This is a genomic window from Cellulomonas fimi (genome assembly GCF_012952065.1).
Lineage (GTDB): Bacteria > Actinomycetota > Actinomycetes > Actinomycetales > Cellulomonadaceae > Pengzhenrongella > Pengzhenrongella fimi_A.
Map to the genome: position 1 here is coordinate 36,996 of NZ_JABCJJ010000001.1, position 13,202 is coordinate 50,197.

9 protein-coding genes and 3 pseudogenes are annotated in these 13,202 nt (G+C 72.8%); 4 read left to right on the forward strand and 8 right to left on the reverse strand.

The window, feature by feature from the left end; genetic code table 11:
• Positions 1-111: 111 nt before the first annotated feature.
• Complete coding sequence (locus tag HIR71_RS00195) at positions 112-2,469, reverse strand: glycoside hydrolase family 3 protein (protein WP_169322597.1); 2,358 nt, start codon at positions 2,467-2,469, stop codon at positions 112-114.
• Positions 2,470-2,801: 332 nt separating this feature from the next.
• Between HIR71_RS00195 and HIR71_RS00200 the strand changes: the two genes are divergently transcribed.
• The 4 genes and pseudogenes from HIR71_RS00200 to HIR71_RS17570 form a co-directional block, all read left to right on the forward strand.
• On the forward strand, positions 2,802-3,563 hold the full coding sequence (locus HIR71_RS00200; protein ID WP_169322598.1) for a deoxyribonuclease IV: 762 nt from the start codon (positions 2,802-2,804) through the stop codon (positions 3,561-3,563).
• 66 nt (positions 3,564-3,629) lie between these two features.
• Positions 3,630-4,478: an N-acetylglucosamine kinase gene (locus HIR71_RS00205; protein WP_169322599.1), complete on the forward strand. Its 849-nt coding sequence runs from the start codon at positions 3,630-3,632 to the stop codon at positions 4,476-4,478.
• Between the two features lie 53 nt (positions 4,479-4,531).
• The gene (locus HIR71_RS00210) at positions 4,532-5,656 is read left to right on the forward strand and encodes a serine hydrolase domain-containing protein (protein ID WP_169322600.1); all 1,125 of its coding nucleotides are present in this window, start codon (positions 4,532-4,534) and stop codon (positions 5,654-5,656) included.
• Positions 5,657-5,970: 314 nt separating this feature from the next.
• A pseudogene (locus HIR71_RS17570) lies at positions 5,971-6,759 on the forward strand (DUF222 domain-containing protein); the annotation flags it as partial.
• Between the two features lie 704 nt (positions 6,760-7,463).
• Here the strand turns inward: HIR71_RS17570 and HIR71_RS17300 are convergent.
• The 7 genes and pseudogenes from HIR71_RS17300 to HIR71_RS00240 all read right to left on the reverse strand — a co-directional run bounded on the left by HIR71_RS17300 (position 7,464) and on the right by HIR71_RS00240 (position 13,171).
• Positions 7,464-7,874, reverse strand: coding sequence for a glycoside hydrolase family 2 TIM barrel-domain containing protein (locus tag HIR71_RS17300; protein ID WP_311836014.1), 411 nt, complete (start codon positions 7,872-7,874; stop codon positions 7,464-7,466).
• Positions 7,808-9,298 (reverse strand): annotated as a pseudogene (uidA, locus tag HIR71_RS00215) (beta-glucuronidase); the annotation flags it as partial. The pseudogene uidA and the gene HIR71_RS17300, both read right to left, overlap by 67 nt.
• Before the next feature lie 23 nt (positions 9,299-9,321).
• The gene (locus HIR71_RS00220; protein ID WP_169322601.1) at positions 9,322-9,699 is read right to left on the reverse strand and encodes a hypothetical protein; all 378 of its coding nucleotides are present in this window, start codon (positions 9,697-9,699) and stop codon (positions 9,322-9,324) included.
• A gap of 87 nt (positions 9,700-9,786) precedes the next feature.
• Entirely contained in the window at positions 9,787-10,578 is a 792-nt protein-coding gene (locus HIR71_RS00225) for a fructosamine kinase family protein (RefSeq protein ID WP_311835994.1), read from the reverse strand.
• Positions 10,579-10,601: 23 nt separating this feature from the next.
• A complete protein-coding gene (locus HIR71_RS00230) occupies positions 10,602-12,149 on the reverse strand; it encodes an outer membrane protein assembly factor BamB family protein (RefSeq protein WP_169322603.1) in 1,548 nt (515 codons plus the stop codon).
• A gap of 55 nt (positions 12,150-12,204) precedes the next feature.
• Positions 12,205-12,630, reverse strand: a pseudogene (locus HIR71_RS00235) (DUF1761 domain-containing protein).
• Positions 12,631-12,712: 82 nt separating this feature from the next.
• Positions 12,713-13,171 (reverse strand): ScoMcrA-related endonuclease, encoded by a 459-nt coding sequence (locus HIR71_RS00240; RefSeq protein ID WP_169322604.1) that lies wholly within the window; start codon positions 13,169-13,171, stop codon positions 12,713-12,715.
• Between the last annotated feature and the right edge of the window lie 31 nt (positions 13,172-13,202).

Genomic DNA, 13,202 nt, shown 5'->3' on the forward strand with positions numbered 1-13,202 from the left:
CCACGAACCACGACGGGCCGGCCCGGGTGATCCCGGACCGGCCCGCCGCGATTCGAGCGTGAGGACGTCAGCTCAGGAGGTCCGCTCAGGACCTCGGCTCAGGACCTCGGCTCAGTACGTCAACCCGTGACCGAACGGGAACAGCGCCCCGTCGGTCGTCTCGTCGTACCCAGGCAGGTCGCTGTACTGCTCCTCGATGGCCTTCCGCGTGCCGGCGAGCGCGAACGGCATCCGGCCCTGCGGCGCCACCTTGCCCGAGAGCACGTCGAACAGCGCGGTGTCGCTGACCCCGAAGCCCGCGACGATCGCGCCGGCGTCGCGCAGGCCGCTCGCCTCGTCGAGCACGTACGGCTGGCGGAAGTAGACGTGCAGGACGACCTTGCTCGGGTCGTCCGCCTCCGCCATGACCTGCTTGATCGTGTCGAGCGACGGGGTGATCTGCCACGACTGCGACTCCGCCATCCCGGTGAAGTCGAGCATGCTCGTCTCCCACGGGAAGGAGCCGCCGAAGCCCAGCCGGTCGTCCGTGCACTCCTCGGCGCCGTACGAGACGCACGCGTCCGCCTCGCCGTACGGGCTCTGGCCGTCGAGGCCGGCGACGCCGTCGAGCACGATCGGGTTGGTGTACTCGGGGTTGAGCCCGGTGGCGGGGTCGTCGCTCGCGTAGGTCCGGGTGACCGCGCGGTTCACGCCGGCCGTGATCGAGATGACGACGCGGTCGTAGCCCGCGGCGCTCGGCCGGGCGGCCGGGTCCTCGGTGTTCCCGTTCGTGAGGTCGTAGCCGTACTCGGCGACCGTCTCCTCGTTGAAGTCGCCCAGCAGGTAGACCGAGGAGCCGTCCGGGATCGGCAGCGTCGCGCCCTCGGGCGTCTCCTCGTTCTGCAGCAGGACGAGGGACTTGCGCTGCACGTCCATGCCCACGGCACGGTTCGCCTCGTTTCCGACCGTCGCGGTGGCCACGTCCTCGTCGACGTAGGGGTCGTCGAACAGGCCCATCTGGAACATCGGAGTGAGCAGGCGCTCGGCCGCCCGGTCCACACGCTCCTCGGTGACCAGGCCTTGCTCGACCAGGTCGATGATGACCTGCACGTCGTTGAAGCCGGACAGCGCGTCCGTGCCGCTGTTGATCGCCGCGGCGACCCGCTCGGGGACCGTGGCCTCCTCCAGCCCCCAGGCCCGGTCCTCGATGATGCCGGTGTCGGAGTTGACGTACCCCCGGAACCCGAGCTGCTCGCGGAGCAGGCCGTTGATCGTCTGGTCCGAGAACGCGAAGCCGACCTCGTCGTACGCGACGCCGTCGTACTCCAGGTCCACCGGCACGCCGTAGTACGGCATGATCGCCGAGACGCCGGCGTCGATCGCCGCCTCGAACGGCTTGAGGCTGTCCCCGAACCCGCCGCCCGGGTACACCTGGGTCTTGCCGAACGCGTAGTGCGGGTCCAGGCCGAGCTCCTGGGAGCCGCCGCCGGGGAAGTGCTTCATGGTGAGCGCGACGTCGGACTCCGGGCTGAGCGAGGTCCCCGTCCGCGGATCGACCTCCGGGCCCTGCAACGTCTGGACCAGCGTCCGCATGATGTTGGCGTTGAGGTCGGCGTTCTCGGTGAACGTCTCGTGCGTGCGGTACCAGCGCGGCTCGGTCGAGAGGTCCGCCATGTAGCCGTACATGCCGCGCAGGCCGATCGAGCGCCACTCGTCGCCCATGACCTCGGCGAAGTCCTCGACGACGGACATGTCGCCTGTCGTCGCCTCCCCGGCCGTGCTCGCCTGCTCGCCGAGGGCGGCCGCAGCGATGCCGGCCTCCTTGGGGAACGCGGTCATGGCGCCGGCCGACTCGTTGATGCCCTCGCGGGCGTCCGGGTCGATGTGGTTGCGCGCGTTGGACTTGAAGAGCGCCGGGATGCCGAGTCGCGTGCCCTCGGCCAGCTCCTGGACCTCGTTCATGAACGACGCCGCCTCGGCCGGCGTCACGCTGGTCGACGCGCTGAAGCCGCCGCCCGGCTGTCCGCAGACCGCCTGGTCCGGGCTCGTCACGGTGTTCCGGAAGATGAACCGGTGCATGAACTCCTGGTTGATGAACTGCGCGGCGTTCTCCCCGGCGACGCCTCGCTTCCCGTCCCTGCACTCGGCGTTGAGCGTGTCGACCAGCATGAGGCCGGCCTTCTCCTCGAGCGTCATCTGCCGGACGAGGTCCTTGACGCGCTGGCCCGTCTTGACGCGCCAGTTCTCGTACGTGTCGACCTTGCCGTTGGCGTTGAGGTCGCGGTACTGCCGCTTGCCACGCTCGATGATCGGCTTGACCCGCGACTCCACCTGGACGATGTCGCCGCCGGGCTGCGGGCGGTCCTTGTCCTTGCCACCCGCGAAGCCGGGCGGTGCCGCGACCGCGCCGCCCGCCATGGCCACCGCCAGCGGGATCGCCACGGCGAGCCCGACGAGCGCTCTCTTCCTCGAACGCTGAACGTTCCGCATCGCTGTCTCCTTTGACGTGCGGCGACGGAGGCGTGCGCTGTTCGCCTGCCCCCGGCGGTCGTGCTGACGCCCTCCGTGAATCCGGACGGACTGCCCAGAGCGTGCGTGCCGGGACGGACCGCGGCAAGGAGTTGCCGCGAGTTGCCTCCGCGTCTGCGAGCGAAACCGCCGCTCGGTGCACGTCCGCCGCGCACGTGCTCCAGGTGCTCAAGGAGGCCACGCGCGATGTCCGCGGAGTGCGAGAGACTCGTCCCGAGCGCCCGGTGGAGCCCGACGCGACGCCGGCGGACCAGTAGCAGGCTCGGGTCCCGACCCGGCCGGAGGGAGATCGCATGGCGCTGATCGGTGCCCACGTCCGCGGTGACGACCCGGTGGCCGCGGCGGCCGAGGTCGACGCGCAGTCCGTGCAGATCTTCCTCGCCGACCCGCAGGGCTGGAAGAAGCCGGTGCCACGCGACGACGCCGAGGCGCTCCTCGCGTCCGGGCTCGGCATCTACGCGCACGCGCCGTACCTCGTCAACGTCGCGTCGACGAACAACAAGATCCGGATCCCCAGCCGGAACATGATCGCCCAGCACGCGGCGGCCGGGGCGGAGCTCGGCGTGCGCGGGCTCATCGTGCACGGGGGGCACGTGGGCGACGGCGACGACATCGCGGTCGGCGTCGACAACTGGCGCAAGACGTTCGCGCGCGCGACGTTCCCGGTGCGGGTCCTGGTCGAGAACACCGCGGGCGGCGAGAACGCGTGCGCCCGGACGCTCGACCGGCTCGCGATGCTGTGGGACGCGATCGGCCAGTACGACGTCGGGCTGTGCCTCGACACCTGCCACGCGTGGGCCGCGGGGGAGGACCTCGAGACGCTCGTCGAGCGGGTCATGGCGATCACCGGCCGGGTCGACCTCGTGCACGCCAACAGCTCGCGCGACCCGCACGGGTCGGGCCGCGACCGGCACGCGAGCTTCGCCACGGGGGAGATCCCGCCCGAGCTGATCGCCCACGTCGTGCGCGAGGCGCGGTGCGACGTCGTCGTCGAGACGCCGGGGGAACGTCAGGCCGAGGACATCGCCTTCCTCCGGGCGGCGCTCGCCGGCTGACCGCACCGACCACGGGTCGGCCTGCGGCGGGCGCGACGGTGGACGCAGAGGTTCGACCCGTCGGCCGTGCACGACGGCGCGGCCAAGTCGGGGCAGGCCGTCGCCAGGGCGGTGGTCGAGGTGGTGCGACGGCTCCTCGACGCCGCTCCTGCCACGGACGGCCGGGTCGTCGCGGTCGGTGTGGGCGCGACCGGGCTGGCGTCGCTCGCGGCGGACCGGGCGCTGCTCGCGGCGCGCCTGTGCGAGCTCACCGGCGCCGAGCGCGTCGCGCTCGCTGCCGATGCGCTCACCGCGCACCTCGGTGCGCTCGACGGCGCGCCCGGTGCCGTCCTGGCCGTCGGCACCGGGGTGGTCGCGTTGGGCCGAACGACCGACGGTGCATGGTTCCGGAGCGACGGCTGGGGTCCGATCCTGGGTGACCGCGGCGGGGCGGCATGGCTGGGCGTCGAGGGCCTGCGGTGCGCCCTCGAGGCGTACGACGGACGGGACCCTGGCGGCGCCGCGCTGCTCGCCGGGGCGCGGGAGGTGCTCGGCGACCCGGAGGACTGGCCCCGCACCGTCCACGAGCGGCCGGACCCGGCGACGCTGCTCGCGTCCGTCGCGCCCGTCGTGACGGCGCTGGCCGAGGCCCGGGACCCCGACGCCGTGCGGATCGTCGCCGAGGCGGGGCGCTCGCTCGCGGCGACCGCGTCGTCGGTGCTACGGGGCGGCGTCCCGCCGACGCTCGCGTGCGTCGGCGGGGTCATGGGCGTCCCGGTCGTGGACGCGTCGGTCCGTCGTCACCTCGCGGCGCTGCGGCCCGACGTCCAGCGAGCCGCGCCCGTGGGTGATCCGCTGGCGGGCAGCGTCACGCTCGCGCGCCAGCTGTGGTCTCGCGACGTGACCGAGCCGGTCGAGGGTCTGCTGTGGACGTGACCGCCGGGGGCGAGGCCGTGCCGGCGCGTGCGGGAAGGCGCGTGGAGAGGCGCGTGGAGCGGGCCGTGGTGCGGGTCCTGGAAGAAGCGCGAGCCGCCGGGCTCGCCGGGCTCGCCGGGCTCGCCGCGCTCCCCGGGACGGCGGTGTCGGTGGCGGTGTCGGTGCGGGGCGCGGGTGTCGTGCGGGTCCGTCGCGGCACGCCGGCGGGTGACGACGGCGAGCCGCTGGGCGCCGGCACCCTGTTCGACCTCGCGTCCCTCACCAAGGTCTTCGTCGCGGTCGCGGCCTTGTCGATCGCGCAGGACGGGCTCGTGGGGCTCGACGACCCGGTCTCGGAGCTGCTGCCGGTCGGTTCTGGGGCGGGTGCCGGGCGCATCACGCTGCGACACCTCCTGACGCACACCGCCGGGCTTCCGCCGTCCTCGACCCTGTGGCGCGAGGAGTCCGAGCCCGAGCGGCTCCTCGAGCGGGCGCTCGCCACGCCGCTCGACGCAGCTCCCGGTGGGCACGAGTACTCGTGCCTCGGCTACGTCGCCGCGGGCCGGGTGCTCGAGATCGCCACCGGAACGCCCCTCGACGTCCTCGTCGAGCGCCGGGTGCTGGACCCGCTCGGCGCCATGACCGCGCGGTTCGGGCCGGTCGCCGCCCGCGAGGCCGTCGCGACCGAGGCCCAGCCTGGCCGCGGCGTCGTGCGCGGTGAGGTCCACGACGAACTGGCCCACGGCCTCGCTCGTCCGGTCGGCAACGCCGGGCTGTTCGGCACTGCCGACGACGTGCTGGCGCTCGGTGAGCTCCTGCGCGGCGGCGGCGACAGAGGAGCGGCCCGGGTGCTGCACCCCGACTGGATGCCGCTGCTCCGGGAGCCTGCGGTCGTGGACGGTGGTGCGGTCGTCGGTCGCGGGGCTGTCGTGGGCGGCGGAGACGATCGGAGCCGCTACGGCCAGGCGGTCGGGCTCCGGGTCGCCGATCGGGATTTCATGGGCGGGGTGGACGGCGTCGGGCACACGGGCTTCACGGGCACGTCGCTCGTCGTCGACCCGCAGCGGCGCACGGTCACGGTTCTCCTCATGAACGCGGTCCACCCCTCGCGCGAGGGAGTCGACCTGCGTCCTCTGCGGCGCAGGCTTGCCGACGCGGTCGCCGCCTCCGTGGACGGAACGGCCGGCGGAGGGGCGTAGCGCTCGGTCCGGCCCGCCGGGTCGCGCCGGCCGCGTTGTCGGCCGTGTCATACAGCCGCGTCGTACAGCCGCGCCATCGAGCCGTCCACAAGCCGAAAGAATGGTTAAGAATCCACAAGGATTCTCCTTCCTGGAGGGACGCTGGTGGCATTCGGGGGCGCGTCGAAGGCATTGTCAGTGGCCCGCACTACGGTATTTCTCGGAAGGCGTCGGGTGGGTGCCGAGTCCGCGACAGTGCGACCGATCGGAGGCGATGGATGACCGCGGATGCGGACGGGTCCTCCGCCTCGGGGCGCTCCGACTCCAGGGTCGCCATGAGCGCTCACCTCGCGGCGATCCGGGACGCGCTGGATGCTCTGGCGGGGCTCGACGCCCGCGAGCTCACCGGGTCCGAGGCGATCGAGGTGTTCGACGTCGTCCACGAGCTCGCGGATCGCCTCACCGCGGTGGCGGTGCGGATCCTGCCCGTCGTCGAGGCCGACGGTCTGTGGGCGACCTCGGGCGCTCGCACGTTTCCCGCCTGGGTGGCGCGTCGCGCGCGTGTGACCCATGCACGGGCCAAGCGCATGACCCGTCTCGGCCGCGCGCTGCGGGACGAGCTGCCGGCGACGTCGGAGGCGGTCGTGGAGGGCGGCACGGATCGCGTGAGCGTCGATGCGGCAGAGATCCTCACGAGCGTCGCGGCCACCAGCGTCGTTCGCCGCGAGATGCTCGCCGACCCCTCGCAGCCGTGCAACGAGCGGTTCCTCGTCGCGCAGGCCCGGATCCTCGACCCCGACAGACTTCGTACCCTGGCTCGCCGGTGGGCCGCGGCGGCCGACCCGGACGCGGACGACCGTGGGTACAAGGATGCGGCCGAGCGGGAGTTCTTCGACCTGGCCCCGACCACCGGCGGGTGCCACCTGTCCGGGTTCCTGACCGTCGAGCACGGCCAGGCGCTGGCCATCGCGCTCGACGCGGTGATGGGGGTCCCCGCCGCGGACGACACGCGGACGAGCAGCCAGCGCCGTGCCTCCGCGCTGCACGACCTGGCCAGGATCACCCTCGACGAAGGACTGGCCGGCTCGGGCGCCGCCGTGCGCCCGCACCTGAGCGTCCTGGTCGACTACCCGACTCTCCTCGCGCTGACCGGTACAGCCGGCCCGCCCGCACCCGACGCGGCCGTCCGGTCTCAGCCAGCCCTGCTCTCGCCCAACGGTTCGCCGCCCCATTCCCCTCCGCGATCGACGGCCGAGCCGGTACCGCTCCAGCCGATGCCGGCGCCCGCGGTGTTCGACGACGGTCAGCCGGTGCCGCGCGCCGTGCTGGACAAGCTGCTGTGCGACAGCGAGATCAGTCGGGTGGTCTTCGGCCCGGACTCCCAGGTCCTCGATGTCGGCCGAGCGAGCCGGACCTACACGGGCCACCTCCGGCGCGCGATCGTCGCTCGCGACCAGCACTGCCAGTACCCCACCTGCCACGCCCCACCACGACGATGCGAAGCTCACCACACCCGCCACTGGACCCGCGACCACGGCACCACCGACGCCACCACCGGCGTCCTGCTGTGCTGGCACCACCACGAACACGTCCACAGGCAGGGCATCGAGATCCACTGGAAGGCCCAAGGCGGCGGATGGGGTTTCACCGACCGCCACGGCCACCTTTGCGACGGTGATCCGTCACCACGACGACGGGCACACCACGCCGTCGGGCACGCCACGCCGTCGGGCACACCACGCCGACGGGCACACCACGCCGTGCGGTGGGCGATCCGCCGTGGGCGAGGGGCAGATCGCCCACGTCCGTGGAGCTCGCAGCGGCGTGCTCACCCCCGCCAGCGGCGCCGGAGCGCATGCGCCGCAGCCTTCGGCTGCCGGTCCCGCGTGAACGCACCCTTCTTGTTGCCGCCGACCCGCATGATCCCGACCGTCGTCGCGAAGTCGGCGAAGTTCCACATCTGCTCGCCGACCACCGCGGGCACGGCGTCGAACGCCGCGTGGTTCGTCTCGAGGTACGCGACCTGGTACTCCTCCGACCACGGCTGCGCGACGACGTCGTGCAGCCCCGCGTAGGTGTCGGCCCCGTACTCGGTGATGATGATCGGCTTGCCGTCGCCGGCCACGCCTCGAGCTCGGCGCGGAAGTGCTTCCCGGCGGCCTCGAGGTCGCCCGTGTCGACGTACCAGCCGTAGTAGCGGTTGAGCATGACGACGTCGCTGAACTGGGACACCCGGCACTTCCCGTGCGGGGCGAGCATGACGTTGATGAAGCCCACCGGCCGGGTCGGGTCGGCCTCGCGCGCGACGTCGAACAGGGGCCGGAAGTAGAGCTCGGCCGCCTCGGTCTCCGACTCGGGCTCGTTGGCGATGCTCCAGAGCACGACGCACGGGTGGTTCTTGTCCCGCGAGATCAGCTCCCGGATCGCCTGCGCGTGCACCTGCTGGGTGGCGTCGTTGATCGTCTCGGGGGAGTAGGTCGTGTACCCCTGCGACCCGAAGATCCCGCCGCCGAGCCCCATGTTCAGCCCGACGGCGGCGGTCTCGTCGATGACGACGACGCCGCGCCGGTCCGCGTACTCGAGCCAGTCCTCGGAGTACGGGTAGTGCGACGTCCGGAGCGAGTTGGCGCCGATCCACTCGAGCAGCGCGAAGTCGTGGATCATGTGCGCGTCGTTGTGCGCCTTGCCGATCACCGCGTGGTCCTCGTGCATCCCGAAGCCCCGGAAGTAGAACGGCTCGCCGTTGAGCAGGAACTCGGTGCCGCGCACCTCGACGGTCCGGACGCCGACGGCGAGGTGGTAGCTGTCGGTCGTGACGCCGTCGTCCACCAGCCGGACCTCGAGGTCGTAGAGGTAGCCGTCGCCCGGCGCCCACCGATGGACGTCGCCGACCCGCAGCTCGCCCGCGCGGCCGACGCCGGACGCGACCTCGGACCCCTCGGCGTCGCGCAAGGTCACCGCGACCTCGCCGGACGTGTTCTCGCCGGACGTGTTCTCACCGGACGTGTTCTCGCCGGACCCGCCCTCACCGGACCCGCCCTCACCCGCGGTCTCGACCGTGTACCGGACCGTGCCGGTGGTGCCCTCGAGGCCCGTGACCACCGTGACGTCCGAGACGTACGAGCGAGGCGTGCTCACCAGCCATACCGACCGGTGCAGGCCCGCGTAGTTGTAGAAGTCGTGCCAGTACCTCTGCGTGCGCCCGCTCTCGGTCTCCTCGACCACACCCGGCGGGATGGACTGGAAGCTCAGCGTGTTGTCGACCACGACGGTGACCCGGACCTCCTCGCCCGGAGTCACGACGGCGGTGAGGTCGGCCTCGAACGGCGTGTACCCCCCCTCGTGCTCCGCGACCTGGATCTCGCCGACCCAGACGACGGCGCGATGCGTCGCGCTCTCGACGTGCAGCAGGATGCGCTGGCCGGCCCACCCCCGCGGGATGCGGACGAGGGTCTGGTACCAGAGGTCGCCGACGTGGTCGCGCAGCCGTGGGTCCGTCTGCAGGTCGTTGACGCTCGCCGGCACCGCCATCTCGCGGTCCCCGGGCAGCGGTCCGCGGAACCAGCCGGCCGACCGCCCCGCCGACCCGGTGTCGAACGCGAACCGCCACCTGCCGTCCAGCCTCCGCCGCTCACGGGTCTCGGTGTCACGCGGTCGCAGCATGGTGGCTCCTCGGTCAGGGGCGGTCAGAGGTCCGGGAGCAGGTCGTAGAAGATCGCCGCCTGGACCGCGATCGCCGCGAGTCCCACGACGACGAGCGACCAGACCGCGCCACGGACCGTGCGAGCGACCCTGACGTTGGACTCGGTCAGTCGGGCTGCGACGTGCATGGTCAGCCGCGACTGGGTGCGGTCCGCGATGTCGTTGGTGCTCTGCAGGTCTTTGACGAGGTCCGCATGCAGGTAGGTCAGGCTCCCGAACAGCGCTGCGTCCCGCGCGGCCACATCGCTGCTGAGCAGCGCGCGCGCCTCCTTGATCAGCTTGAGCGTGCTGACCTGGTGCTCGGTCACGCGGTCGTTGAGCGCACGGAGCGCGTTCTCGCCGTCGAGCCCGCTGGGTTTCATGCGTCCACTCCGTCGTCGCAGCAGAGGGCCGTCATTGTGTCGCATCCGGAGACGAAAAGGGGGCAGACGGGCCGAGATCATGACCGCTCAGCGCCCGACCAGCTCCCCGACCAGCGCCTCCGTCTGCGTCACGTAGCCCCCGCCGAACAGCGCCGCGTGCATGCCGACCGGGTACACCTGGTGCAGCCCGCGCCGGCGCTGCCATCCGCGCCGCAGCGGCCGCACCTCCTGGTAGCCCGCGAGCACGTCGTCGAGGTGCGGGAGGCCGAAGAGCGCGAGCATCGCGAGGTCGGTCTCCCGGTGACCGCCGTGCGCCGCGGGGTCGATCAGCACTCCGCCGTCGGCCGTCCACAGCACGTTCCCCGACCACAGGTCACCGTGCAGGCGCGCGGGCGGCGCGTCGTCGTCCAGGTCGCCCGCGCGCAGGCGCTCGGCGAGGGCCGTGAGGTCGCCGGCGAGTCGCGGGCTCAACCGGCGTCGAGCGGCGAGCAGCTCGCGCAGCGGCTCGAGGCGGAGGTCGGCCAGGAACGTGCCCCAACGGTCGTGCCTGCCGGCCGGCAGGGGGAGCGGCTCGTCGAGCGGACCGAAGAACCCGTCCCCGGACCACCCCGGCGGCGTGCACCCGAAGGCGTCGGCACCGGCGTCGTGCAGGCGCGCGAGGCCGCGACCGAAGCCGCGTGCGTGCGCCGCCGTGGGGCGCGCCGGCTCGAGCCGCTCGAGATCGAGGTGGTCGTGCCCGACGCCGAGGACCCGAACCACCGGGACGGCGTCGGCCTCGGCCAACCAGCACAGGCCGGCCGCCTCGCACGCGAAGAACGCCGGCGGAGCACCGGCGCGCCGCTTGCGGAACACGCCGGTGGGCGTGCCGTCGGTGCTCACGCCGGCCCCATCGCGCGTCGGCGTCATCCGAGCGCGACCAGATCGCCGTCGGACTGCGCGTAGAGGTGGCCGTCGATCACCCAGAGGGTGTCGACGCGGCCGACGTCCACCTCCCAGAGCTTCCGGCCGTCCACGACGGCGTACGCGGCGACGACCGGCCCCCCGACGGCGTCGGGCAGAGCGAGCAGGACCAGCCGGCCGTCGGTGACGAGCTGGCTCCAGCCAGGCCGTTCGATCGGGGTGCTCCACTGCGTGCCGCCGGTGCGGCCGTCCAGCGAGCTCACGGCGTCCTCACCCCGGACGAGAACGCGCCCGTCGAGCACGGCCAGGCCCCCGAAGTCGACGATCGAGCCGGACCACAGCTCGTCGCCCGTGGCGAGGTCGAAGGCCGTGAGGGTGGGGCCCGACGCATCCGTGCCGTCCGACCACACCTGAGTCAGGACCAGGTCCGCGAGCGAGCCGTCGTCGGGCGTGGGCGTGGCCGGGTAGCCCTTGACCGCGACCGACCGCCCCGTCTCGGGATCGAGCAGCACCGTGCGCTCTCCGTCAGGCGTCGACCCGATCAGCAGGTCGCGACCGGGAAACGGGTACACCGGCTCGCGCTCTGCTGCCGGCGAGTCCCCCGCCCAGGAGCCGAGCAGCTCGCCGTCAGCGGACAGGATCCAGGTCGTCCCCGAGGCCACCTGCACGACGAGGCGGTCCGCGGAGGCCGAGGTCCACCCCACCCTGCCCCAGCCCTCGTCCGCCGCCTCGACCCCCCCGGGGGTCGTGAAGGACCAGCGCTGCGCTCCGTCGCGCGCGTCGATGCGCACGACCTGGACGTGGTCGACCCCGTCGGCCCCGAGGACCACGTCGGTGATCAGCAGGTCGTGCCCGATCGCCGTCACGGTCGCGCCCGGTCCGACGGCGCGGTCCTGCAGGACGTCGCCCGTCGCGGTGTCGAGGGCCAGCAGGCGCACGTCGCCGGGACCCTGGATCAGCGACCCGTCCGGGAGCTTCTGCGTGAGGGTGGTGTGGGCCACGAGGCACGCGAGCACCGGATCGTCCCTGCGTCCGTCCGGTACGCCGGGGTAGGACGAGTCCGGGCAGAAGATCTGTCGGCCCTGCTCGCCCGGCGGCAGCGCCTCCACCCGCCAGACGGCGCGCCCGGTGAGCGGGTCGAGTGCGACGATCTCGCTCCCGCCGTCGTCCTCCGAGGTGGGTCCAACCACCAGGCCACCGATGCCGCGCATCTCGCTGAGCTGGCCCTCGAACCGCCACAGCTCCGCGACCGGCCGGTCGAGCGGGGCGAGCATGCCGGGCACGTCGCGCAAGGCGGCGAGCCGGTGGGCCTCGCGCCGGTCGGTCACCACGACGGCGAGCCCGAGCAGCACGGCGACGGTCACAGCGACCGGCCGCCACCGACGAGCGCGACGGCGGGTGGCGGGCCCCGTCCTCAGGAGATCGACGGAGCCGGTGCCGTCCGGGGCGGCGTCGCCGGCGGCGAGCTCGTGCGGATTCCCGGGAGGACGGAAGGTCGAGCCGTCGTCCTCGACGAGCTCGACGTCCTGCATGTCCCGCGGCCGGCGCATTCCGGGACTGTACCGACGGACACGTCGGCTGCGGGCGGGCTCCAGGCCCGTGCCGTCAGGCGGCCGGCGAGGTGATCCCGAACGCCCCGATGATCAGCGCCATCACGAGGAACGTCACCAGCTCGTGCACGACGTTCATCAGGGTGAGCTGCCACGGCCGGCTCTCGAAGGCGTCGTGGGTGATGAAGCGCGCTGCCGTGAACCCGACCCACAGGATCAGCGCCGTCACGACGGCGTTCGTGAAGAACGTGGCGCCGTAGAAGTGTCAGGCGATCGCGGACGCCCCGGCCAGCACCCACGCGCTGACGAAGCTCACGACGACCGTGACGCCGATCGCGAGGGCGGCGTTCCCGCCCGGCTCGACCTTGGCCAGCCGCATCCACCGGTTGCCGAACGCCCGGGGCGTGTACCAGATCGATCCGACCACCATCGTCGAGATGGTCGCCACGATCACAGCCCACCAGTTGATCTCGGGAACCACGAGCACCGCTTCTCGTCGAGGCACCCCGACGGGGCGCTGGCCGGATGCTACGCCCGCGAACGCGCTGGCAGGCGTGAAGAAGTCACCCGCAGCTGTCGCAGACGCCGGTCCGCGGGAGCACCATCGAGCAGCTGGGACAGATCGCGGGGGGCGCTTCGCTGCTCGGGCCCGACCGGCCGGCGCGCGAGACGTTCGACGAGGCAATTCGCGGCGTGGTCCCGGCGGTGTTCCGCGAGCTCGTCCGAGCCGGCCGCGACGCCGGCGCCGAGACCGGCGCCTCGAATCCCCGCTTGCGCAGGACCGTCAGCGCCTGGGTGAGTCCGTTCGTCACCTCCTCCGGGGTCGCCACGCGCCCGGTCGCGAACCGGTGGGCCACGCCGAGGACGGCGGTCGCGTCGTAGCGACGACCCTCGTGGAGGAACGGCCGGACGGAGGCGTCGGTGAACCCGTACGTCGCCCGGAAGTCGTCGCTCCCCCGAGCATCGTGCTCGGCGATGGCCTGGAGGATGTGCTGCCGCATCACGGAGGAGAACGTCGCCATGGTGGGTCGAGCCTACGTCGGTCGCGCCTGC

Coding starts and splice junctions, on each gene's coding strand:
- HIR71_RS00195 (WP_169322597.1), bottom strand. CDS start 2,469: ATGCGGAACGTTCAGCGTTCGAGGAAGAGAGCGCTCGTCGGGCTCGCC.
- HIR71_RS00200 (WP_169322598.1), top strand. CDS start 2,802: ATGGCGCTGATCGGTGCCCACGTCCGCGGTGACGACCCGGTGGCCGCG.
- HIR71_RS00240 (WP_169322604.1), bottom strand. CDS start 13,171: ATGGCGACGTTCTCCTCCGTGATGCGGCAGCACATCCTCCAGGCCATC.
- HIR71_RS00220 (WP_169322601.1), bottom strand. CDS start 9,699: ATGAAACCCAGCGGGCTCGACGGCGAGAACGCGCTCCGTGCGCTCAAC.
- HIR71_RS00230 (WP_169322603.1), bottom strand. CDS start 12,149: ATGCGCCGGCCGCGGGACATGCAGGACGTCGAGCTCGTCGAGGACGAC.